General features: G+C 68.2%; 21 protein-coding genes. 14 read left to right on the top strand and 7 right to left on the bottom strand.

The window, feature by feature from the left end; all coding sequences use genetic code 11:
• Positions 1–73: 73 nt before the first annotated feature.
• The 3 genes from AKG07_RS16245 to AKG07_RS16235 are packed head-to-tail and all read left to right on the top strand — an operon-like array spanning position 74 to position 2005.
• A complete protein-coding gene (locus AKG07_RS16245; RefSeq protein ID WP_053098834.1) occupies positions 74–775 on the top strand; it encodes a winged helix-turn-helix domain-containing protein in 702 nt (233 codons plus the stop codon).
• Positions 776–809: 34 nt separating this feature from the next.
• Entirely contained in the window at positions 810–1769 is a 960-nt protein-coding gene (locus tag AKG07_RS16240) for a DNA-3-methyladenine glycosylase family protein (RefSeq protein ID WP_053098833.1), read from the top strand.
• Positions 1770–1807: 38 nt separating this feature from the next.
• A complete protein-coding gene (locus AKG07_RS16235) occupies positions 1808–2005 on the top strand; it encodes a hypothetical protein (RefSeq protein WP_053098832.1) in 198 nt (65 codons plus the stop codon).
• A 3-nt stretch (positions 2006–2008) separates the two neighbouring features.
• On the opposite strand, the gene AKG07_RS16230 is transcribed toward AKG07_RS16235, so the two are convergent.
• The 4 genes from AKG07_RS16230 to AKG07_RS16215 are packed head-to-tail and all read right to left on the bottom strand — an operon-like array spanning position 2009 to position 5822.
• Positions 2009–2764, bottom strand: a complete 756-nt coding sequence (locus tag AKG07_RS16230; protein ID WP_053098831.1) for an iron ABC transporter ATP-binding protein — start codon at positions 2762–2764, stop codon at positions 2009–2011.
• A complete protein-coding gene (locus AKG07_RS16225; RefSeq protein WP_053098830.1) occupies positions 2761–3786 on the bottom strand; it encodes an iron chelate uptake ABC transporter family permease subunit in 1026 nt (341 codons plus the stop codon). Before AKG07_RS16225 ends, AKG07_RS16230 begins: the two co-directional genes overlap by 4 nt.
• Positions 3779–4777, bottom strand: coding sequence for an iron chelate uptake ABC transporter family permease subunit (locus AKG07_RS16220; protein ID WP_053099388.1), 999 nt, complete (start codon positions 4775–4777; stop codon positions 3779–3781). The genes AKG07_RS16225 and AKG07_RS16220 overlap by 8 nt, the downstream gene beginning before the upstream one ends.
• Positions 4778–4829: 52 nt before the next feature.
• Positions 4830–5822, bottom strand: coding sequence for a siderophore ABC transporter substrate-binding protein (locus tag AKG07_RS16215; RefSeq protein WP_053098829.1), 993 nt, complete (start codon positions 5820–5822; stop codon positions 4830–4832).
• Between the two features lie 102 nt (positions 5823–5924).
• On the opposite strand from AKG07_RS16215, the gene AKG07_RS16210 reads away from it, so the two are divergent.
• The 3 genes from AKG07_RS16210 (at position 5925) to AKG07_RS16200 (ending at position 7535) form a co-directional block, all read left to right on the top strand.
• Complete coding sequence (locus tag AKG07_RS16210) at positions 5925–6692, top strand: siderophore-interacting protein (protein ID WP_053098828.1); 768 nt, start codon at positions 5925–5927, stop codon at positions 6690–6692.
• 33 nt (positions 6693–6725) lie between these two features.
• Complete coding sequence (locus AKG07_RS16205; RefSeq protein ID WP_053098827.1) at positions 6726–7130, top strand: VOC family protein; 405 nt, start codon at positions 6726–6728, stop codon at positions 7128–7130.
• A gap of 147 nt (positions 7131–7277) precedes the next feature.
• A complete protein-coding gene (locus AKG07_RS16200; RefSeq protein ID WP_053099387.1) occupies positions 7278–7535 on the top strand; it encodes a hypothetical protein in 258 nt (85 codons plus the stop codon).
• 31 nt (positions 7536–7566) lie between these two features.
• Here AKG07_RS16200 and AKG07_RS16195 read toward each other — a convergent pair whose 3' ends face one another.
• Positions 7567–9021: an MFS transporter gene (locus tag AKG07_RS16195; RefSeq protein ID WP_053098826.1), complete on the bottom strand. Its 1455-nt coding sequence runs from the start codon at positions 9019–9021 to the stop codon at positions 7567–7569.
• Between the two features lie 58 nt (positions 9022–9079).
• Complete coding sequence (locus tag AKG07_RS16190; protein WP_053098825.1) at positions 9080–10423, bottom strand: M20/M25/M40 family metallo-hydrolase; 1344 nt, start codon at positions 10421–10423, stop codon at positions 9080–9082.
• Between the two features lie 88 nt (positions 10424–10511).
• On the opposite strand from AKG07_RS16190, the gene AKG07_RS16185 reads away from it, so the two are divergent.
• From AKG07_RS16185 to AKG07_RS16170, 4 genes are all read left to right on the top strand, one after another.
• Positions 10512–11522 (top strand): FUSC family protein, encoded by a 1011-nt coding sequence (locus AKG07_RS16185; RefSeq protein ID WP_053098824.1) that lies wholly within the window; start codon positions 10512–10514, stop codon positions 11520–11522.
• A gap of 40 nt (positions 11523–11562) precedes the next feature.
• Positions 11563–11961, top strand: a complete 399-nt coding sequence (locus AKG07_RS16180; RefSeq protein WP_053098823.1) for a DUF1801 domain-containing protein — start codon at positions 11563–11565, stop codon at positions 11959–11961.
• Positions 11962–12023: 62 nt separating this feature from the next.
• Complete coding sequence (locus AKG07_RS16175; RefSeq protein WP_053098822.1) at positions 12024–12290, top strand: thioredoxin domain-containing protein; 267 nt, start codon at positions 12024–12026, stop codon at positions 12288–12290.
• Positions 12291–12384: 94 nt separating this feature from the next.
• Entirely contained in the window at positions 12385–12795 is a 411-nt protein-coding gene (locus AKG07_RS16170) for a VOC family protein (protein WP_053098821.1), read from the top strand.
• A 5-nt stretch (positions 12796–12800) separates the two neighbouring features.
• Here the strand turns inward: AKG07_RS16170 and thrC are convergent, their stop codons facing one another.
• Positions 12801–14204 (bottom strand): threonine synthase, encoded by a 1404-nt coding sequence (gene thrC, locus AKG07_RS16165; protein ID WP_053099386.1) that lies wholly within the window; start codon positions 14202–14204, stop codon positions 12801–12803.
• A 178-nt stretch (positions 14205–14382) separates the two neighbouring features.
• Here thrC and AKG07_RS16160 point away from each other — a divergent pair, with 178 nt between their 5' ends.
• The 4 genes from AKG07_RS16160 to treZ are packed head-to-tail and all read left to right on the top strand — an operon-like array spanning position 14383 to position 20973.
• On the top strand, positions 14383–14667 hold the full coding sequence (locus tag AKG07_RS16160; RefSeq protein WP_053098820.1) for a hypothetical protein: 285 nt from the start codon (positions 14383–14385) through the stop codon (positions 14665–14667).
• On the top strand, positions 14664–16874 hold the full coding sequence (gene glgX / locus AKG07_RS16155; protein ID WP_053098819.1) for a glycogen debranching protein GlgX: 2211 nt from the start codon (positions 14664–14666) through the stop codon (positions 16872–16874). Before AKG07_RS16160 ends, glgX begins: the two co-directional genes overlap by 4 nt.
• Entirely contained in the window at positions 16871–19219 is a 2349-nt protein-coding gene (treY, locus tag AKG07_RS16150) for a malto-oligosyltrehalose synthase (protein WP_053098818.1), read from the top strand. Before glgX ends, treY begins: the two co-directional genes overlap by 4 nt.
• On the top strand, positions 19216–20973 hold the full coding sequence (treZ, locus tag AKG07_RS16145; protein WP_053098817.1) for a malto-oligosyltrehalose trehalohydrolase: 1758 nt from the start codon (positions 19216–19218) through the stop codon (positions 20971–20973). Before treY ends, treZ begins: the two co-directional genes overlap by 4 nt.
• Positions 20974–20976 lie beyond the last annotated feature (3 nt).

The raw sequence follows: 20976 nt of genomic DNA, 5'->3' as shown, positions 1-20976 counted from the left end.
TCCCGGCTCGCCCGGTCATTCATGCAACGCATCAGAGCCTTCTTCCGGCTCACGTCCTGAGGACTACATCATCATGTCGAACATCGCACTTCTCGAGCGTCCCGCCGCCGCCACCGCCGTCCGCACCGTCTCGTCGGAGCCCGCCGCACCGCTCGATGCAGATCTTCCCGCCGTCCGCTCGCCGCGAGGATTCGCCCTCTACGTCGGTCTCGACGAGATCAAGGCGGCCGAAGCCGGCGTCAGCCTCCCGCTCCTGGTCGACGCTCTGCGCCGCACCCTCGCCGAGCTCGCACCGGGTGCCGAGACGCACGCCACCGTCGCCCTGGCCCCGCACGGCTCCGGCGGCCGCGACCTCGACGTCGTCCGTCTCGCACTGCACGAGCCGGGTGCGATCGCACGCACCAAGGCCGCTGCCGAAGAGGAGGCGACCGACGAAGAAGGCGGCGTCGTGGTCGACATCTCCCGCAAGCGCGTGCTGATCGACGGCGAGTCCGCGGCGTTCACCTACAAGGAGTTCGAGCTGCTGCAGTACCTCGTGCTCCGTGAAGGACGGACGATCGAGCGCAGCGAGCTGGTCTCCGCGCTCTGGCAGGCGCAGGACGACGAGACTCCCGGCGAGCGCACGATCGACGTGCACGTGCGGCGTCTGCGCGCGAAGCTCGGCCGCTACGAGGACATCGTCCGCACCGTGCGCGGCATCGGCTACCGCTTCGACCGGCACGCCGACGTCGTCATCCGCTACGGCCACGGAACGCCCTCGCCCGACCGCTTCTGATCCGAGTGTCAGCCCCGCCACGTATGGTGGGCGCATGACCCTGACCGCGGATGCCGGAGCCGCCGATGCGGCCTCCCGCGGCGCGCCGCGCGAGACCGTGTATCGGCCGGCCGCACCCGTCGATCTCCGCGCGACGGTGGGCATGCTGCGACGGGGGCCCGGCGACCCGACCATGGTGTTCGACGGCCCGGTGATCTGGCGCACGCTGCGAACGCCGCTCGGTCCTGCCGCACTCGCGCTGCGCGCCCGCGGCGACGAGATCATCGCCACGGCGTGGGGCGACGGAGCGGAGCACGCGCTCGACAGCGTCCCGGAGCTGTGCGGCGCGAACGACGACCCCACCGGCTTCGATCCCTCCCATCATCCGCTGATCGCCGACGTCGCACGCCGGTCGGTCGGCATCCGCCTGGCTCGCACGGGCGTCGTGTTCGACGCTCTCGCGTGCGCGATCATCGAGCAGAAGGTGACCGGCCTCGAGGCGTTCCGCGCATGGAGACAGCTCGTCACGAAGTTCGGCGAGCGCGCACCCGGTCCCACCCCGAGGCCGATGTACACCGCCCCCACCGCCGCGCAGTGGCGCCGCATCCCGTCGTGGGACTGGCACCGGGTCGCGGTGCAGCCGCCGCAGTCGAAGACCGTCGTGCGCGCCGCCGAGCGCGCTGAGAGCGTCTCGCGCGCACTTCTGGTCGCCCCCGCCGGCGAGGAGCGCGATCGCGTGCTGACGAGCTTGCCGGGCGTCGGTATCTGGACCTCGGCCGAGACCCGCATCAGAGCCCTCGGCGATCCTGACGCCGTGAGCGTCGGGGACTACCACCTGGCCCATCAGGTCGGCTATGCCCTCACGGGCCACCGCACGGATGACGACGGGATGCTCGAGCTGCTCGCCCCGTGGGCCGGCCACCGGCAGCGAGTGATCCGCCTCATCTTCGCGAGCAGGGTGAGCGAACCCCGTCGTGGGCCGCGGCTCTCCCCCGAAGACCATCGGAGTCGCTGACCCTGCCGCACGGCGCGGATCGCCCCTAGGCTGAGGCCATGTCCCGCAACGCACTCCGCTTCTCCGTCACGGCAGGGCTGCTCATCGTCGGTGTCGTGATCGGCCTGATCTTCCAGAACGTCTGGCTCGGCATCCTGCTCGCCGCGATCGTCTGGCTCGGCTGGTTCATCGGCTACGAGTCCCGGCGCGGCCACAACACCGGCGTCAACGACGAGGACCACGGCGTCGAGCTCTGAGCGTCAGTAGTAGACCGCCAACGGACCGGACGGCCCCTCGACCACCCGCACGGGCGTATCGAACACCCGGGTGAGCACGTCGCCGGTCATGATCTCGGCGGGCGACCCGAACTCGATGACGGCTCCGTCCTTCATGGCGCAGATGTGGTCGGCGTAGTGCCCCGCGAAGTTGATGTCATGCAGCACGATGACGATCGTGCGCCCCAGCTCCTCCGACGCCCGGCGCAGGTGCTTCATCATCTGCACGGCGTGCTTCATGTCGAGGTTGTTGAGTGGCTCGTCGAGCAGAACGAACTCGGTGTCCTGCGCCAGGACCATGGCGACGTAGGCTCGCTGTCGCTGGCCGCCGGAGAGCTCGTCCAGGTATCGACCTTCGAGGTCCCCGAGATCGAGGAAGTCGATCGCTCTGCTGATGAGCTCCTCGTCGGCGCGCGTCAGCCGGCCCTTCGAATGCGGGAAGCGCCCGAAGCCCACCAGCTGGCGCACGGTGAGACGGGTGACGAAGTGGTTCTCCTGCCGCAGCACCGAGACGATCTTGGCGAGATCCTTCGACTTCGTGGTCGCCACGTCGTATCCGGCGATCTCGATCGCTCCGGCGTCCATGCCGCCGAGCCGGCCGATCATCGTCAGCAGAGTCGACTTTCCCGCGCCGTTCGGACCGATCAGTGCCGTGATGCCGCCGGAGGGGATCCGGAGGTCCACAGGGCCGATCGCGACCTGGTCGCTGTAGTCGCGGCGGACGCCGTCGAGTGTGATCACAGCCTGCCCTTTCTGAGGATGACGACGAGGAACACGGTTCCTCCGACGAGTTCGATGAGGATCGACACCATGCCCTGCGCGTAGAAGACGTTCTTCATGACGAAGTACGCCCCGGCGAGGATCGTGAAGGCGGTGAGCACCGCCACCGGGAAGATGAGCCGGTGGTCGTATGTATCGGCGAACTGGTACGCGAGGGTCGCGACGAGGAAGCCGAGGAACGTCATCGGGCCCACCAGCGCGGTGGAGGTCGCCATCAGCACGGCGACGAGAAAGAGCACGGCATAGAGCTCGCGCTTGTGGTCGAGTCCGAGCGAGCGCGACACGTCGGGTCCGAGCGCGAGGAGATTCAGCCGCCGTGCCCGCAGCCACAGCAGCGCGGACGCGGCGACGCACAGCGGGATCGCGAGCGGCAGGTAGGACGCGTCCGCGTTGGAGACGTTGCCGAACAGGCGAGCCGCCAGCACGTCGAACTCGCTCGGTGTGAGCAGCCGCTGCATGAAGGTCGATATCGCCCCGAGTCCGCCGCCGATGATGATCCCGATCAGGAGCATGATCTGGAGGCTTCCGTAGCGCCCCGACAGCAGCCATCCGTAGAGCGCCATCGCGAGCCCCACCATGATGACGACCTGCAGGCCGAACTGCCAGACGCCCTGGATCGCGACGAGCCCTGCGACGCCGAACAGGTAGACCGTAGTCGTCTGCACCATCCGATAGAGCGATTCGAACCCCATGATCGACGGCGTGATGATGCGGTTGTTCGTGACCGTCTGAAAGCTCACGGTCGCAATCGCCTGCGCCACCGCGACCACTGCCATCACGGTCACATTCGTCACGCGGAGCTTCGCGATGCGCCAGAACCCAGGCGATCCGATCGGCATGGGGTTGTCCCAGGCGAGCAGGGCGAAGGCGAAGGCCGCGGAGAGGACGACGAGGACGCCCAGCACCAGGGCGTAGCGACGGCGCGCATGCGCGGACGTGAAGGATCCGGAGGTGCGGGCATCGACCGCGAGTGCGCTAGCCACGACGACGCTGCCTCAGCAGGAGGAGGATGAAGACGATCGCGCCGACGATCCCGAGGATCAGCGAGACCGGGACCTCGAACGGCATGATGATCGTGCGGCCGATGATGTCGCAGACCGTGACGATCGCGATGCCCAGCAGACACACCCACGGCAGGTTGCTGCGCAGGTCGTCTCCTCGGACCATCGAGACGATGTTGGGCACGATCAGTCCGAGGAACGGGAGGTTGCCGACGACGACCGTGACGACTCCGGTGGTGACGGCGATCAGCACGGTCCCGAGCAGGATCACGCGGTTGTAGTCGACGCCGACGTTGGTGGCGACCTCCTCCCCCAGTCCGGCGATCGTGAGGCGGTCCGCCACGATGAAGACGACGACCCCGACGACCGCCACGATCCAGAGCATCTCGTACTGCCCGCGGAGCACCGAGGTGAAGCTGCCGGCGAACCAGACGCCGATCGCCTGCAGCGAGTCGGTGACGAGCGCGAAGTACGTCGACACCGATCCGACGACGGCCCCGAGCATGATCCCGACGATCGGGACGATGAGCGACGACCGGAGGGAGACGCGGCGCAGGAATGCGAAGAAGACCATCGTGCCGATGAAGGCGGCGATGATGGCGCCCGTCATCCTCAACGGGATCGACGGGTTCGGCACCAGCACCATGACGGTCAGCAGACCGAGCCCTGCCCACTCGGTCGTGCCGGTGGTCGTGGGTTCGACGAAGCGGTTCTGGGTGAGGAGCTGCATCACGAGTCCGGCCATCGCCATGGCGGCTCCCGCGAGGACGAGAGCGATCGTGCGCGGCACGCGGGTGATCTGGAACATCTCCGCGCCGTCTGCGGCCCCCGCGATGTCGTACACACCCGTGAAGAGCGACACGACGAGGAGTGCGACGACGACGAGGATGCCGATGAGCAGCTTCACGTCGAAGAGCCGCCCGACGGAACGGGGCGACTCGATGGATGCGGTGCGGGTGTGGGTGCGGGTCATCATGCGACGCCGGACGGCGGCATCCGCTCGGAGCGGATGCCGCCGGTCGGCCCTACTTCTGCGCGGCCTCGAGCGCGTCGGCGAGGTCCTCGAGGAACGTGGTGTACGTCTGGATGCCCTCGTTCAGGTAGGTGTCCGTGGGCATGTAGACGATCTGCTCGTCAGCGACGGCGGTGACGCCGGCGAGCGCCTCCGAGCTCTCGAGGATCTCGGACGCCTGCACGTAGTCGGGGGTCTCGGCGGCGAAGACCGCATCGCGGTCGAGCACGAGAAGCCAGTCGGGGTTGGAGGAGGCGATCGCCTCGACGGAGATGTCGTCGCCCTGGTGGTCGTCGGAGGCGTCATCGACCTCGAGCGCCGGCGTCAGACCGAGGATGTCGTAGATCGGTCCGAGCGAGCGCCCGACGGTCGGCGCGAGGTACCCGATCCCGCCGCCGGAGGTGTTCACCGCCATGACGGTGTCGGCGTCGTCGTATGCGGCCTTGGCCCGCTCGACGGCCGCGTCGAAATCGTCGACGAGCGCCTGCGCCTCGTCCTGCTTGCCGAAGATCTCGCCGAGGACGGTGGTCTGGCGCTTGAGCTCCTCGTCGAAGGGCTCGCCCTCGCGCGGCTCGAGGTCGATAATCGTGGCGTCCGGCACGAGCTCGGCGATCGCCTCGTTGTGCTGGGTGAATCGCTGGCCGCTGATGATGAGGTCGGGTTCGACGGCGACGATCGCCTCGAGGTCGGGCTCGCTGTGCAGGCCGATGTCGACGATCGACTCGTCGTCGAGGTACGCCACGGTGTCCGGCATGAGCGCGACAGCGCCGGCCGAGAGCTCGACTCCCCAGTCGGAGAGGGTCTGGAACGTGCGGTTGTCCAGTGCGACGACGGATGCAGGGGGCGTGGCGATCTCGTGCGATCCGCTGTTGTCCTCGACGGTGACCGAGTCCGCTGCGGCTGCGGTCCCCTCCGGCTCGGCGTCGGAGCCGGAGGCGCAGCCGGCGAGGGTGAGGAGGCCGACGAGACCGACGCTCGTAGCGGTGAGGATTCTGGGCATGGACATGGAGAGACTCCTGTTCTGCGGTGATGAGTGCGCCGAAACGGCGCGGGAACGGTGGACTTAGGATGCCCTAACTCCACCTCCAAGATAGGTTAGCCTTACTTTATGAGCGATACGAAATCCCGCTTCTCCATCGAGCGCCGCGGCCTCGATCTGCGCTTCCGCACCGTCACGCTGACCGCCCGGGAATGGCTGGCCCCTGGCTACGTGCGTGTCCGACTCAGTGGCAGTGACCTCGAGGGCTTCGACTCTCCCGGCTCCGACGACCACATGCGCCTCTTCTTCCCGTCCGGTCCCGTGGAGTCCCTCGAGCAGATGCGGGAGGCGCCGAGTCGCGAGTACACACCTCTCGCCTGGGGCGACGACTGGCTCGACGTCGAGTTCGCGGTGCACGGCGACGCAGGGGTCGGCGCCCCGTGGGCCGCGACCGCTCCGCTGGGTGCATCGATCGGAGTCGGTGGACCCCGCGGTTCGGCCGTGCTCAGCGGCAGCCCCGGATCCTGGCTTCTCGTCGGAGACGAGACCGCCATCCCGGCGATCCGACGCTTCGCCTCGTCGATACCCACCGGGGTGCCCGCCCGCATCGTGATCGAGACGGCCTCCGTCGGCCGGGAGATCGAGATCGACACCCCGGTCGACGTGGAATGGCTGCACCGTGGCGACGCCGCCGAAGGCTCCGCCCTCATCGCATTCCTCAACCGCCTGACCGCCGACGATTCGGTCGGCGACGACCCGTTCGTGTTCATCGCCGCCGAGCAGTCGGTCGTGAAGCCCGGGCGCGCGCTGCTCAGCCGGTGGGGCGTCGACTCCGCGAACACGGTGGTCAAGGGCTATTGGAAGCGGGGCGAAGCGGAGTACCACGCTCCGCACTAGTGCGATCCGGGCGCCGACTGGAAGACTGGACGCATGGCTCTTCTGGATCACCTGGGCATCACCGTCAACGAGCTGGAGCGCGGTCGCGCGCAGTTCCATCCCGTGCTGACGGCCCTCGGCTATCAGAGCGGCGGCGAGGACGACCACTCGATCTCGTGGCACAACGGCGACGAGACCGAGATCATCCTGTACGCCTGGGATGAGGAATCCGGGCCCCATCGTCACGGCCGCGTGGGATGGCAGCACATCGCTTTCTCGGTGTCGACGCGAGACGAGGTCGACCGCCTTCACGCCGTCGCGCGCGATGCGGGATGGTCGGCCGTGCGCGAGCCCAAGGAATATCCGCGATACACGGAGCGCTACTACGCCTCGTTCGTGGAGGATGCCGACGGCATCCGTATCGAGTTCATGCACAACCCGCCGCGCGAGTCCGAGTGACGCGCGAGCTCTGCGGCGCGTGAGCCCGGCTCTCCTGCACACCGAGGCCGGAACACGAGTTCCTCCCACTGTTCGGGATGGCGGTATACAGCGACGCCTCTTCCGATTCCTCGTCTGGAACGATGCGAGGATGACACGGTGCACCTCATGAACGACGCTCAGATCTGGACCATGATCGGGTGCTTCACCGCGCTCATGTTCGGCATGCTCACGGTCGTCTCGACGTTGTTCATCCGCGTGTTGCGCACCGAGATCGGCGGGCTGCGCGGGGAGATGAACGCACAGATCGGCGGACTCCGGGGCGAGATGAACGCCCGCTTCGATGCCGTGAACACGCGGATCGACGGACTCGACCGCGACATGCAGGCCGTCGTCAAGCGCTCATTCGGCCTCGACCGCGACTGACGACTGACACCGGCAGCCGGCCGCCCGCAGCTCAGACCACGGGTGCGGCGACGGCCTCGGCATCCGTGCGGTCGGCGAAGGCCTCTTTCGGAACGAAGACGAGGATCGCGGCGGCGATCAGCGCGGTCACGCCACAGACCACCCACACGGTGATGTACCCGGCGAACGATCCCGCAGTGCCTTCGACCGCCCCGCTCACGCCGTTGAGGAGCGCGATCCCGAAGATGCACGAGGCGATCGCTCCGCCCACGGTCTTGACCGAGTTCGTGAGGCCTGTCGCGACGCCCGTCTGGGTCGCCGGAGCCGCCGACGCCGCAGCCGCGGGAAGGGCGGCCACGAGAGCACCCGAGCCGAGGCCGACGATGACCATGTTGGTCACCACCTGCACGTACGAATCGTGGAACGGAAGGAACAGCAGGAAGCCGATGCCGACGAGCAGGGATGCGCCCATCAGGGTGATCCGCGGAGTCAGCAGACGAGCGATGAGAGGGAACAGCAGGGCTCCCGCGATCATCGCGATCAGGTAGAGCCCGATGATCAGGGACGTCGCGAAACCCGTGGTTCCGAGCCCGTAGCCGTAGACACCGGGGTCGGTGCGGGCGAATGTCGACAGCGGCGCCTGTGCACCCAGCACGCTCACCCCGAACAGGCCGGCGGTGAGGAAGACCGGGCCGAGTGCCGGCGAGCGGAACATGCGCACGTCGATGAGCGGGTCGTCGCAGCGCAGTTCCCAGAGCACGAACGGGATGACGAGCAGAAGGCCGAGGACGACGACGGCCCAGGACGAGGGGTTGACGAGTCCGCCCTCGAGACGGAGCAGGCTGAGACCCCCGGTGAAGCAGATCAGGGCGAGCGAGATCAGCACGACGCCGACAGTGTCGAAGACACCGCCGGTCGGATCGGGAGACTCCTTCACCCCGAACAGGATCACGAAGAAGCACACGACGATGAGCACGGCGGGGATGAGCAGCACCACTGTCAGGGGCAGGACATCGATTAGGGCTCCACCCACGAGCGCACCGATGATCGCGCCGCCTTCGAGCGCCGCGACGAGGAGTCCCGCGGCCTTCGCCGTGATCGACGAACGCCCCTCCATGCGACGGGAGCGCGACCAGATGAGCGCGATCTCGAGCGGCAGCCAGACGACGTAGAACCCCATCAGCGTCCAGCCGACCAGGAACACGGGGAACGAATCGGTGAAGGGCAGGACGAGCGCAGCCGCGGCGGTGAGCGCCGTCGAGATGAGCAGCATCCGCTTGTGGCCGACCATGTCGCCGAGCTTCGCGAAAGCGGGCACCACCAGAGCCGACAGCATGAGCTGCGTGCCCTCGAGCCAATTGACATCGGCGTCGTGGATGCCGAGGTGCCGCGCGATGTCCGTGAGCATGGGCGTGTAGTAGCCCTGCAGCACGCCGCTGGTGAACTCGACGAAGGCGAGGAAGCCGACGACGGTGGCGAGGGTTCCCAGAGTTCGGGTGCGCGTCATCGCGGCTCCTCGGTGAAAGGACTGGATCGGGCACCGAAGCGCCCGCGGAGGGGTGAGATCACCCTAGCCGCTCGAGGAGCGCCCGATGGAACCGCTCCCCCCGCTCGAGCGCGACGATCTCGACGTTCTCATCGACGCCGTGGATCGACGCCCGCTGTGCGTTCGACATCTCGAGCGGCGCGAAGCGGTAGACGGCGGGGGCGAAACGGTGGAAGTGGCGGGAGTCCGTCGCCGCCATCATCACGTACGGGACCGCGGGGACTCCCGGGTGAGAGACGGCGAGAGCGTCGGCGAGCAGCGTGAACTGGGCGTTGTCGGTCGCGGACTCGGGCGACGGCTCGCTCGCCTCCTCGACGGATACGGTGATGAGCGGATCCCGGATGCGCCGACGCACCCGCAGCACCGTCTGCTGCGTCGTCTCACCCAGCGCGATGCGCAGGTTGACCGTCGCCGAGGCCTGCGACGGCAGGACGTTCGCGGCAGTGCCGCCCGACTGCATGGTCGGAGCCACCGTTGTGCGCACGAGTGCTGCGGGCTCGCCGCCGAGCGCGGCGAACAGCCGGCCGGTGACCGGCGGGGCCGAGCCGAGCAGCCTGAGCAGATGCCCTGCCGGACCGGGAGTCTGAGCTCCGAGCTGCGACAGCATCCGTCCGATCGCCTTCGACGGACGCGGTCGGAACGTGCGGGGGCCAAGCCGATCGACGGCCCTCGCCACGCGCCGGACCGCTGTGAGAGCGGGCGGTGCCGAGGCGTGACCGCCCTCACCACGCGCCGAGAGCGTGAGCGTCATGACGCCCTTCTCCCCCACGCCGATCATCGCCGCCCGTCCCGGAACGAAGGGCAGCGGCGCATCCACGACGGCGCCGCCCTCGTCCACCACGAGCCACGGGATGATGCCGCGATCGCGCAGGACGCGGGCGATCTCCTCGGCTGCTCGACCGAAGGTCTCCTCATTGCCCCCGAACGACAGGTAGACGTCCCGTGCGGGGGTGAACCCGTCGGCGAGCAGGTTCTCGACCGCCTCGAGCACGACGATCAGCGGACCCTTGTCATCGAGAGCACCACGACCGTAGACGACTCCGTCGGCGATGACGCCCTCGAACGGGGGATGCGTCCATGCGTCGCTCTCGTCGACGGGGACGACGTCATAATGCGCCATCAGCACGACCGGCCCCGCAGCGCCGGCGTCCCTGCCCGTCCAGTGGAAGAGCAGCCCGAAATCGGTGTGCCGTTCGAGTGCGAGATGCTCGTGGACGAGCGGGTAGAGCTGCGCGATCAGAGCGACGAACGACTCGAACGGCTCGGTTCCGCGCTCCTCGACCTCGGCCGACACGGTCGGCAGCTGGATCATCTGCGAAAGCCGTTCGGCGATTCCCGGTCGAGGTTCCGTCACGTCGGCCATCGTATCGCCGGGGACGATTCCCGCCGGCTCGCCGCACTCCGGTCGACGTCCGTCCTGCTCAGCGCCGGCGACGCGAGACAATGGAGGGATGAGCCTGTTCGCCCTGGCGCCCAAGCGCGGTCCGCGCTGGCATCTCGCCACCCAAGCGGCGCTGGGCATCGCGGTGCCGATAGCGGTCATGACCGTGCTCGGCGAGGCGTCGCTCGGCTACGTCGCGGCCTCGGGCGCGTTCACGGTCCTCTTCGCCGGGACGGCACCGGTGATCGATCGGGCGAGGATCCTGCCGTTCGTCGCCGCGGGCCTCATCGTCAGCGCCGCTCTCGGAGTGGCTGTCTCCGCCAACGCCTGGCTCGTGAGCATCGGCGTCGTGGTGGTCGCGGTCGTCAGCGCTGCCCTGGCGTTCGGGTTCCGGCTCGGCCCGCCCGGACCGCTCTTCTTCGTGCTGGTCTTCGGCCTGTCGGCGCACGTCGTGGCGAGCTCGCCCCTGGCACCGCTGACCTATCTCGGGGCACTCGCGGCCGGCTGCGTGTTCTCCTATCTGGTCGCGATGGCGCCGCTTCTGCGTCCTCGAGCGCGCTCGATCTCCGCTCGGCCGCTGAGCGAGCTACTCCCGGGCCCCGCATTCACCCCCGATTCGCGCATGCTCGTGATCCGGGTCGCGATCGTCGCCGTCATCGGCGTCCTGCTGGGACTGGTGATCGACCCCACCCGGACGTACTGGATCGTGGGGTCGGCGGTGGCGGTGATCGGCGTGGCCGCCGCCCGTCGCGCCGCCGTCCAGCGCGGACTCCATCGCATGCTCGGAACCGTGGTCGGGGCTGGCGTGTACGCGCTGCTCGCGCTGCTGCATCCGTCGGGGCTGTGGCTCGCTCTGCTGCTGGGCGCGCTGCAGTTCACGATCGAGCTCGTCGTCGTCAGGCACTACGCTCTCGCGCTCGTCTTCATCACCCCTCTGGTGCTTCTGCTGACGGGCGCAGCGACGGGCGAGATCGGTTCGATGGACGTCGCCGGGGAGAGGATCGTCGACACCCTCGTCGGAGCTGCTCTGGGTGCGATCTCCGGCTTGCTGCATCCGCGCGCGACCACGTCTTCCGTGTGACTCTCTCGACGTCTGCCGTCGCACGCGCCATACTCGCAGCATGACCCGTGCGCCTGAGATCGCCGACTACCACCGCAGGCTCAGCTCGGAGGATCGGCTGATCTGCGACCTCCTCGCGGACGAGATCGACCGAGCACTCCCCGACGCCGCCGCCAAGGTCTGGCACGCGCACCCGGTCTGGTTCCTCGACGGCAATCCGATCGTCGGATACGACCGCTTGAAGGATGCCGTCCGACTGATGTTCTGGAGCGGCCAGTCGTTCGCAGAGCCCGGACTCGTCGCCTCAGGATCCTTCGAGGCCGCCGAGAAGAGATTCACCTCCGCCTCGGAGATCGACACCGACCGGCTCGCCGTCTGGCTGTCGGAGTCGCGGGTCGTGCAATGGGACTACGAGCACATCCGCACGAACCGGGGCCTCGTCAAGCGCACCTCGTTCTGATCGCGGCTCGGGAACACCGCGAGACGGTGCGCGGTTGCACCTCGAGAGCCGAGAGGAGAGCCATGGAACTGACGCTCGTGACCTCCGCGTTCTGCGGAGCGTGCTCGCGCACCCGCTCGGTCGTGGAGGACGCCGTGCGCTACCTTCCCGACGCGACCGTCACCGAGATCGACGTCGCGAGAGAACCGGATGCCGCGGAGGCGCTCGACATCCGCTTCACCCCGACCGTCATCATCCGCGATGATTCGGGCGCAGAAGTGTTCCGCGCCGAAGGTGTGCCGACGGTGCCTCAGGTGCTCACGGCGGCGGTGAAGGCCCTCCCCGCCTGAGCGCCACGTCGCTCTTGCGGATGTCCGACCCCCGGCGCAGAATGAGCCGCAGCGGGACCGACGGCGGCCCCGCCTGACAAGGCTGGGGGCAGTCATGGCCAATCTCAATCCCTATCTCTCGTTCCGCACCGAGGCGCGACAGGCGATGGAGTTCTATCAGGGCGTGCTCGGCGGTGATCTCGAGATCAACGTGTTCGGCGAGTTCCCCGACATGGTCCAGAACCCGGATCAGCACGATCTCGTGATGCATGCGCAGCTCACGACGCCGGACGGCCTGGTGCTCATGGCCTCAGACACCCCGGACGGCATCCCGTTCGAGCCGCCCCAGGGATTCTCGGTCTCACTCAGCGGCAACTCGCAGGAGAAGACGCAACAGGTCTGGGACGCCCTGTCCGACGGTGCGGCGATCACCATGCCGCTCGACACCCCGCCGTGGGGCGGCACGTTCGGAATGCTCGTCGATCGTTTCGGAGTGCCCTGGATGCTGCACGGCGACCCCGAGTGAGTCGCTCAGCGCAGGGCTTCGGCCTCGATGAACGCTCGGAGCTCGTGCTCGTCGTCGGCCATCTCGGTCCTGCGCTGCGGAGCGTCGAGCATCGCGCGCAGCTCTGAGGAGTACTCGAGCTCGATGCCGATCGCCTCGCGGATCGTCTCGGCGAACTTCTGCGGCTTCGCCGTCTCGAGCACCAGCATGGGCACGCCGGGCTCGACGTTCTCGCGAGCGACCTTGACACCGTCGGCGGTGTGCGGGTCGATGATGTCTCCCGTCGCCTCGTAGACGGACCTGATCGTCGCGAGCCTGTCGTCGTGCGTCGAGGTGCCGCTGACGATGCCGAACTCCTCGACGAAACGCGCCAGATCGGAGGTGAAATCGAAGAAACCCTGGGTGTCGAGCTCCTGCCAGGCCTTCACGACGCGGCTCGCGTCACGACCCACGAGTTCGAAGATGAAGCGCTCGAGGTTCGACGCCTTCGAGATGTCCATCGACGGGCTCGAGGTGGCGAGCGTCTGCGCCGCACTCCGCGGCCGGTAGACGCCGGTGCGGAAGAACTCGTCGAGGACGTTGTTCTCGTTGGCGGCGAGCACGAGGCGACGGATGGGCAGCCCCATCTCCTTCGCGAAGAACCCCGAGAGGATGTTGCCGAAGTTTCCGGACGGCACCGTGAACGACACCTCGGTCCATCCGCCGGCGTCCGTCGCACGCAGCCACGCCCAGAAGTAGTAGACGACCTGGGCGGTGATGCGGGCGAGGTTGATCGAGTTGACCGCACCGAGGTGCTGAGCGCGCTTGAAGTCGAGGTCGCCGGCGAGCGACTTGACGAGGTTCTGGCAATCGTCGAACACGCCGTCGACGACGATGTTGTGGATGTTGTCATCGTCGAGCGAGAACATCTGCGCGCGCTGGAACGCGCTCATGCGCCCCTTCGGGGACAGCATGAACACCGAGATGCGGTCCTTGCCGCGAAGAGCGTGCTCGGCAGCCGAGCCGGTGTCTCCCGAGGTCGCGCCGAGGATGTTCAGGACAGAGCCCTTGCGCTCAAGCGCGTACTCGACGACCTGCCCGAGGAACTGCATGGCCATGTCCTTGAAAGCGAGGGTCGGCCCCTCGGAGAGACCCACCAGGGTGAGATCGTCGCCGATCGACCGCAGGGGCACGACCTCTTCAGGGAACGGCTCGTAGGCGGCCTCCGTCATGCGGGCGAGATCGGCCCGCGGGATGTCCGTGGCGAAGAGACCGAGCACCTCGGTGGCGAGCTGCGGATACGTCAGGGCACGCCAGCGCTCGAGCGTCTCTCCGTCGACCGTGGGCATCGTCTCGGGGACGGCCAGTCCTCCGTCGGGCGCGAGCCCCTCGAGCAGGGTCTCGCAGTACGGCAGCGGCTGCATGCCGCCTCGGGTGGAGATGTACTGCACGGGAGCTCCTCGGTTCGGGATCGGCACGGGGCTTCCATTGTCGCAGGTGGGCGCGGGGTGATTTCACGATCAGGATGCGCGTCTCACGACATAGCGCGTTCATCGCGCGGAGGCAATGGTGTTCCGCTGTGAACTCGTATCTCTTAGCGTGGACCCCATCAACAGAACAGGAGCCCTCATGACTGCGAAGACCCATACCGCGCATGACCACAAGCCCGCGGACGGCCAGGCTCCCACGACAGCCTCGACGCCGGCCGAACCCCTCTACGAGCGTGTCGACCTCGATCGCTACGTCGTGCTGCACGACGGCCCCGTCGGATACGTCGAGCACGTGCATCCTGTCTTCGTCTGCTACGTCGGCCACCCTTACCCTCACGCCGACGAGATCGCTCAGGTGCATGACTTCCACGACGCGGTGAGGACTGTCCTGCACCGCGCCGTCTCGAAGCGGCGCGCTCAGTGAGCCACGAGGTCTGGCCCGGTTCCCCCTACCCGCTCGGCGCGACCTTCGACGGCCAGGGCACGAACTTCGCCCTGTTCAGCGAGGGCGCCGAGAAGGTCGAACTGTGCCTGTTCGACGACGACGGCAGCGAGGAGCGCGTTCCGCTCGAAGAGGTCGACGCGTTCGTCTGGCACGGCTATCTGCCCTCCGTGCAACCAGGACAGCTCTACGGATACCGCGTGCACGGACCGTACGACCCCGCGCAGGGAAAGCGATTCAACCCGAACAAGCTCCTCCTCGACCCGTACGCGAAATCCGTGGCCGGCCGGGTCGACTGGGGGCAGCCCCTGTTCGGCTACGACTTCGGCGACCCCGATTCCCGCAACGATGAAGACTCCGCCGCGACGATGGTCAAGGGCGTCGTCGTGAACCCGTTCTTCGAGTGGGCGGGCGACCGACTGCCCAAGACCCCTTACGCACAGAGCGTGATCTACGAGGCGCACGTCAAGGGACTGACCCAGCTGCACCCGGACATCCCCGAGGAGCTGCGGGGCACGTATGCGGCCATCGGCCACCCGTCGGTCATCGAGCACCTGGTGCACCTCGGCGTCACCGCGATCGAGCTGATGCCGGTGCATCAGTTCGTCTACGACTCGACCCTCGAGGAGAAGGGCCTCACGAACTACTGGGGCTACAACACGCTCGCCTTCTTCGCGCCGCACAACGACTACTCCTCCAGCGGGCAGCACGGTCAGCAGGTGCAGGAGTTCAAGGCCATGGTGCGCGCACTGCACTCGGCGGGGATCGAGGTCATCCTCGACGTGGTCTACAACCACACCGCCGAGGGCAACCACATGGGGCCGATGCTGTCGATGCGGGGCATCGACAACGAGGCGTACTACCGCCTCGAAGAGGACCGTCGCTACTACACCGACTACACGGGCACGGGCAACAGCCTCAACGCCGGCAACCCGCACGCGCTGCAGCTGATCATGGACTCGCTGCGGTACTGGGTCACGGAGATGCATGTCGACGGCTTCCGCTTCGATCTCGCCTCGACTCTCGCGCGCGAGTTCTACGACGTCGACCGTCTCGCGGCCTTCTTCGAGCTGGTGCAGCAGGATCCGATCGTCTCGCAGGTGAAGCTCATCGCCGAGCCGTGGGATGTGGGCCCCGGCGGATACCAGGTCGGCAACTTCCCTCCGCAGTGGACGGAGTGGAACGGCAAGTACCGCGACACCGTGCGCGACTTCTGGCGCGGTGAGCCGCAGGCGCTCGGCGAGTTCGCATCGCGTCTCACCGGTTCCGCCGACCTGTACGAGCACTCCGGTCGGCGTCCCGTGGCATCGATCAACTTCGTCACCGCTCACGACGGCTTCACGCTGCGCGACCTCGTGTCGTACAACGAGAAGCACAACGAGGCCAACGGCGAGGACAACAACGACGGCGAATCCCACAACCGCTCGAGCAACAACGGCGTCGAGGGGCCCACCGACGACGAGACGATCAACCGCGTCCGCGCCCGACAGCAGCGCAACTTCCTCGCGACACTGCTGCTGTCGCAGGGAGTGCCGATGATCGCGCACGGCGACGAGCTCGGTCGCACCCAGGACGGCAACAACAACGGTTACGCGCAGGACAACGAGCTCACCTGGGTCGATTGGGAGGCGGCGGATCGTCCTCTCGTCGAGTTCACGGCAGCGGTGGCGAGACTGCGCCGCATGCACCCGACGTTCCGCCGCAGCCGGTTCTTCGACGGCCGGCCGGTGCGGTCGGAGGACGGCGAACGAGTGCCGGATGTGGTCTGGCTGCGACCCGACGGGCGCCGGATGGAGCCCGAGGACTGGGATTCCGGGTTCGGTCTCGCGATCGGCATGTTCTTGAACGGACAGGGCATCCGCGAGAAGGACCGCCGTGGACAGCCGGTGACGGATCAGAACTTCCTCGTCTACTTCCACAGCGGGACGGAGGCTATCGACGCCGTGCTCCCCGACGAGCGCCACGGGCGTGCGTGGGAGGTCGCCGTCGACACCGCCGGCGACCGTGCCGGAGGCGACGCGATCGACGCCGGCGCTCCGGTGACCCTCGAAGCCAACTCGATGCTGGTGCTGCGCGAAGTCGATCAGACCGAGGTGCCGACGGACGACTCCGTCGAGGCCTCGCTGCGCATCCAGACCGAGCGCGCCGAAGCTCCGTCACCCGCCCCGACCCCGGAGCTGCCTCGATGACCCACCGCCCGCTCTCGACCTATCGTCTGCAGATCCGAGCGGGTTTCACGCTCGACGACGCGGCATCGATCACGGAGTACCTCACCGAGCTGGGTGCCTCGTGGGCGTACCTCTCACCGCTGCTCGCGGCCGTGCCGGGGTCGGACCACGGCTACGACGTCGTCGATCATTCCCGGGTCGACGATGCCCGCGGTGGCCCCGAGGGGCTCGAGCGCTTCTCCGCCGCGGCCCGCTCAGCGGGGCTCGGGGTCCTCGTCGACATCGTCCCGAACCACGTCGGCGTGGCCGTCCCGCGCGCGAACCTCTGGTGGTGGGATCTGCTGCGACTCGGGCGCTCATCGCGCCATGCGCTGGCATTCGACGTCGACCCGCGACTGTCCGACGGACGGGTGCGACTGCCGATCCTCGGGTCGTCGCTCGCGGAGGTGCTGTCAGCCGATGAGATCGTCGTCGACACGACCCCGGCCGACGATGCCCCCGACGGAACGCTGTCGTACTTCGACCACGTGCTTCCCCTGGCACCGGGATCGGGAGAGCTCGCAGACGATCTGCCTGCCCTCCTCGACGCCCAGCACTACGAGCTGCGGTTCTGGGAGGACCAGAACACCGACCTCGACTACCGTCGGTTCTTCGCCGTGTCCGAGCTCGCCGGCATCCGCGTCGAGATCCCGGATGTCTTCGAGGAGTCGCACCGCGAGATCGCCCGGTGGATCACCGACGGTCTGGCCGACGGACTCCGCGTCGACCATCCCGACGGGCTGACGGATCCCGGCGAGTACCTCGAGCGACTCGCCGACATCACCGGCGGCGCGTACACGGTCGTCGAGAAGATCCTCGAACCGGGTGAGCAGCTGCCGTCCTGGTGGCGCACCGACGGCACGACCGGCTACGACGCGATGGGCGAGATCGACCGCGTGCTGATCGACGGCGACGGAGTCGCAGCCCTCGACCTCCTCGACTCGCGGCTGCGGGACGAGACCGGTCTGCCGGCCGCGAAGTCCTGGGCCGACCTGATCCACTCCACGAAGCGGATGATCGCCGACGACCTCCTGCAGTCCGAGGTGCGACGCCTCGTCAGGGCTCTGCCGTTCGGCGTGGTCGGCGCCGAGGACGCGCTCGCCGAGATCGTGGCGAGCTTCCCGGTCTACCGGTCCTACCTCCCGGCGGGACGCGAGCATCTGCAGCACGCGATCGACGACGCCGCACGGCGCCGCCCCGACCTCGCGGGATCGATCGCCGAGCTGACGCCCCTGCTGCTCGACACCTCGCTCGAGGTCTCGCAGCGCTTTCCGCAGGTGACGGGAGCGGTGATGGCCAAGGGCGTGGAGGACACCGCGTTCTACCGCCACACCCGCCTCGGCACCCTCACCGAGGTCGGCGGCGATCCCTCGATCGCCTCCGTCTCGGTCGACGAGTTCCATGACGCCCAGCAGGCGCGGCTCGCGTCGTGGCCGTACTCGCTCACCGCTCTGTCGACCCATGACACCAAGCGATCCGAGGACGTCCGTGCGCGTCTGTCGGTGCTCTCCGAGATTCCGGACCGCTGGGCGCAGGTGCTGACCGAGCTCCGTGCCGTCGCCTCGACAGGACACGGGCCACTCGATTCCCTTCTCTGGCAGGCCGCGGTCGGAGCATGGCCGATCTCGTCGGAGCGCCTGCTCGCCTACGGGCTGAAGGCCGCGCGCGAGGCTGCGGAGTCGACCGGATGGCAGCATCCGGACCTCGAGTTCGAGAAGGGCGTCGAAGCGATCGCCGAGGCGGCGAACGGGCGGGCTCGACCGATCCTCGAGGGATTCGTCGGCGAGATCGTCGACCCCGGTCGAGTCAACTCGCTGTCCGCGAAGCTCCTGCAGCTCGCAGCTCCCGGTGTGCCCGACGTCTACCAGGGCACCGAGCTGTGGGACCACTCGCTCGTCGACCCCGACAACCGGCGGCCGGTCGATTTCGCAGCGCGTTCGGCGATGCTGGGTCGACTCGATGCCGACGTCTCTCGCGGCATCCTTCCTCCCATCGACGACTCGGGCCTCGCGAAGATGCTCGTCACGTCGCGCACGTTGCGTCTGCGCCGGGACAACCCCGAGCTCTTCTACCGGTATCGCCCGGGCGGTGTCGCCGGTGAGGCGTCGGATCATGTGGTCGCGATGGACCGGGGCGGTGTGCTGGCGGTGGCGTCGCGTCTGCCCGTCGGACTCGAGCGCCGCGGCGGATGGGGCGACACCGTGCTGCTGCGCCGCGAACTGCCGGCGACGGACGCGATCACCGGTCGCCGCTTCGGCCGCGGTCCGGTCCGGCTGGCCGACCTGCTCGACACGTATCCGGTCGCGCTGCTGGTGGACGAGCGATGATCTCGGTCTGGGCTCCCCGCGCCGACAGCGTGCGGCTGCGTCGTCTGACACCCGCGTGCACCACGATCTCGGAGCACGACCTCACGCCGGCTGATGACGGTTCGGGATGGTGGAGCACCGATGTGGCGATGTCCGAGGGCGAGCGCTATGGCTTCCTCCTCGGCGACAGCACCGACCTGCGCCCTGATCCGCGGTCGCTGCGGCAGCCGCGGGGCGTGCACGGGCCCTCGGCTCTCTTCGATCCGGCCCGCTTCGAGTGGACCGACGGGGACTGGCGCGGTGCGCCGCTCGACGGTGGCGTGATCTACGAGCTGCACGTCGGGACATTCACACCGGACGGCACGCTCGACGCGCTCATCGGGCATCTCGATCACCTCGTCGAACTCGGCATCACGCATGTCGAGCTGCTCCCGGTCAACGCGTTCAGCGGCGACTGGAACTGGGGTTACGACGGCGTGCTCTGGTACGCCGTGCATGAGGGGTACGGCGGACCCGCCGCATACCAGCGGTTCGTCGACGCCGCCCACTCACGCGGCATCGCGGTGATCCAGGACGTCGTCTACAACCACCTCGGACCCAGCGGCAACTACCTGCCCGAGTTCGGTCCGTATCTGCGCGAGGGCCGGCACACGGCGTGGGGCGACTCGGTGAACCTCGACGAGCCGGCCGTGCGCGAGTACATCATCGAGAACGCGCTGATGTGGCTCCGTGACTTCCACGTCGACGGGCTGCGGCTCGACGCCGTGCACGCACTGCACGACGAGAGCACCCCGCACCTCCTGCACGAGCTGTCCGAGCGCGTAGATGCGCTCGCTCGCGAGGTCGATCGCCCGCTGAGCCTGATCGCCGAGTCGGATCTGAACGACCCGGTCATGGTCCTCTCCCACGAGGAGGGAGGGAACGGCCTCACCGCGCAGTGGTCAGACGACTGGCATCACGCGGTGCACGTCGCGCTCACCGGCGAGACCGACGGGTACTACGCCGACTTCGCCGCGCCGGACGCGTTGGCGAAGGTCACTCAGACCGGGTTCTTCCACGACGGGACGTACTCGTCGTTCCGCGGGCGCACGCACGGCGCGCCGCTGCCGCCGAGCGTCCCTGCCTGGCGACTGGTCACATTCGCGCAGGACCACGACCAGATCGGCAACCGTGCAGCGGGAGATCGGCTGACCGCTTCGCTCTCCTCCGATCGACTCGCCGTCGCCGCGGTTCTCACCCTGACCGCACCGGGCACCCCCATGCTGTTCATGGGCGAGGAGTGGGCTGCGTCCACCCCGTGGCAGTTCTTCACGTCGCACAAGGAACCGGAGCTCGCGAAAGCCACCGCGGAGGGGCGGATCGCGGAGTTCGCGCGCATGGGGTGGGACCCGGCCGCCGTGCCCGACCCACAGGACCCGGCTACGTTCGAGCGATCGCGGCTGGACTGGAGCGAGCTCGCATCGGCATCGCACGCCCGCATCTTCGATCTGTATCGACGCCTGATCGCCCTGCGGCGCGAGGTGCCCGAGTTGACCGATCCCGAGATGTCGCACAACCACGTCATCGTGTCGAAGACGGAGGGCGCACCGGAGAACCGGGCCTACCGGATCGAACGAGGCGAGGTGACGGTGCTCGTGAATCTCGCCGAACAGGAGGTGGAGTTCGATCTCGCCCCCGACTCGCGGATACTGCTGGAGACGGCGCCCGTGCGGACGATCGCGCGGACCATCGTGCTCGCACCCGAGTCCGCGGCGATCGTCGCACCTGCGCGCTGATCG

Origin of the sequence: Microbacterium sp. CGR1 (genome assembly GCF_001266755.1) — a bacterium.
Classification (GTDB): domain Bacteria; phylum Actinomycetota; class Actinomycetes; order Actinomycetales; family Microbacteriaceae; genus Microbacterium.
Note: the sequence above shows the minus strand (reverse complement) of the source record. Positions and strands in the feature narration are given on the sequence as shown.

Excerpts from the sequence above, each read along its gene's own strand:
- AKG07_RS16245 (WP_053098834.1), top strand. The coding sequence starts at position 74 with ATGTCGAACATCGCACTTCTCGAGCGTCCCGCCGCCGCCACCGCCGTC.
- AKG07_RS16240 (WP_053098833.1), top strand. The coding sequence starts at position 810 with ATGACCCTGACCGCGGATGCCGGAGCCGCCGATGCGGCCTCCCGCGGC.
- AKG07_RS16235 (WP_053098832.1), top strand. The coding sequence starts at position 1,808 with ATGTCCCGCAACGCACTCCGCTTCTCCGTCACGGCAGGGCTGCTCATC.
- AKG07_RS16220 (WP_053099388.1), bottom strand. The coding sequence starts at position 4,777 with ATGACCCGCACCCACACCCGCACCGCATCCATCGAGTCGCCCCGTTCC.
- AKG07_RS16215 (WP_053098829.1), bottom strand. The coding sequence starts at position 5,822 with ATGTCCATGCCCAGAATCCTCACCGCTACGAGCGTCGGTCTCGTCGGC.
- AKG07_RS16210 (WP_053098828.1), top strand. The coding sequence starts at position 5,925 with ATGAGCGATACGAAATCCCGCTTCTCCATCGAGCGCCGCGGCCTCGAT.
- AKG07_RS16205 (WP_053098827.1), top strand. The coding sequence starts at position 6,726 with ATGGCTCTTCTGGATCACCTGGGCATCACCGTCAACGAGCTGGAGCGC.
- AKG07_RS16200 (WP_053099387.1), top strand. The coding sequence starts at position 7,278 with ATGAACGACGCTCAGATCTGGACCATGATCGGGTGCTTCACCGCGCTC.
- AKG07_RS16195 (WP_053098826.1), bottom strand. The coding sequence starts at position 9,021 with ATGACGCGCACCCGAACTCTGGGAACCCTCGCCACCGTCGTCGGCTTC.
- AKG07_RS16190 (WP_053098825.1), bottom strand. The coding sequence starts at position 10,423 with ATGGCCGACGTGACGGAACCTCGACCGGGAATCGCCGAACGGCTTTCG.
- AKG07_RS16185 (WP_053098824.1), top strand. The coding sequence starts at position 10,512 with ATGAGCCTGTTCGCCCTGGCGCCCAAGCGCGGTCCGCGCTGGCATCTC.
- AKG07_RS16180 (WP_053098823.1), top strand. The coding sequence starts at position 11,563 with ATGACCCGTGCGCCTGAGATCGCCGACTACCACCGCAGGCTCAGCTCG.
- AKG07_RS16175 (WP_053098822.1), top strand. The coding sequence starts at position 12,024 with ATGGAACTGACGCTCGTGACCTCCGCGTTCTGCGGAGCGTGCTCGCGC.
- AKG07_RS16170 (WP_053098821.1), top strand. The coding sequence starts at position 12,385 with ATGGCCAATCTCAATCCCTATCTCTCGTTCCGCACCGAGGCGCGACAG.
- AKG07_RS16160 (WP_053098820.1), top strand. The coding sequence starts at position 14,383 with ATGACTGCGAAGACCCATACCGCGCATGACCACAAGCCCGCGGACGGC.
- treY (WP_053098818.1), top strand. The coding sequence starts at position 16,871 with ATGACCCACCGCCCGCTCTCGACCTATCGTCTGCAGATCCGAGCGGGT.
- treZ (WP_053098817.1), top strand. The coding sequence starts at position 19,216 with ATGATCTCGGTCTGGGCTCCCCGCGCCGACAGCGTGCGGCTGCGTCGT.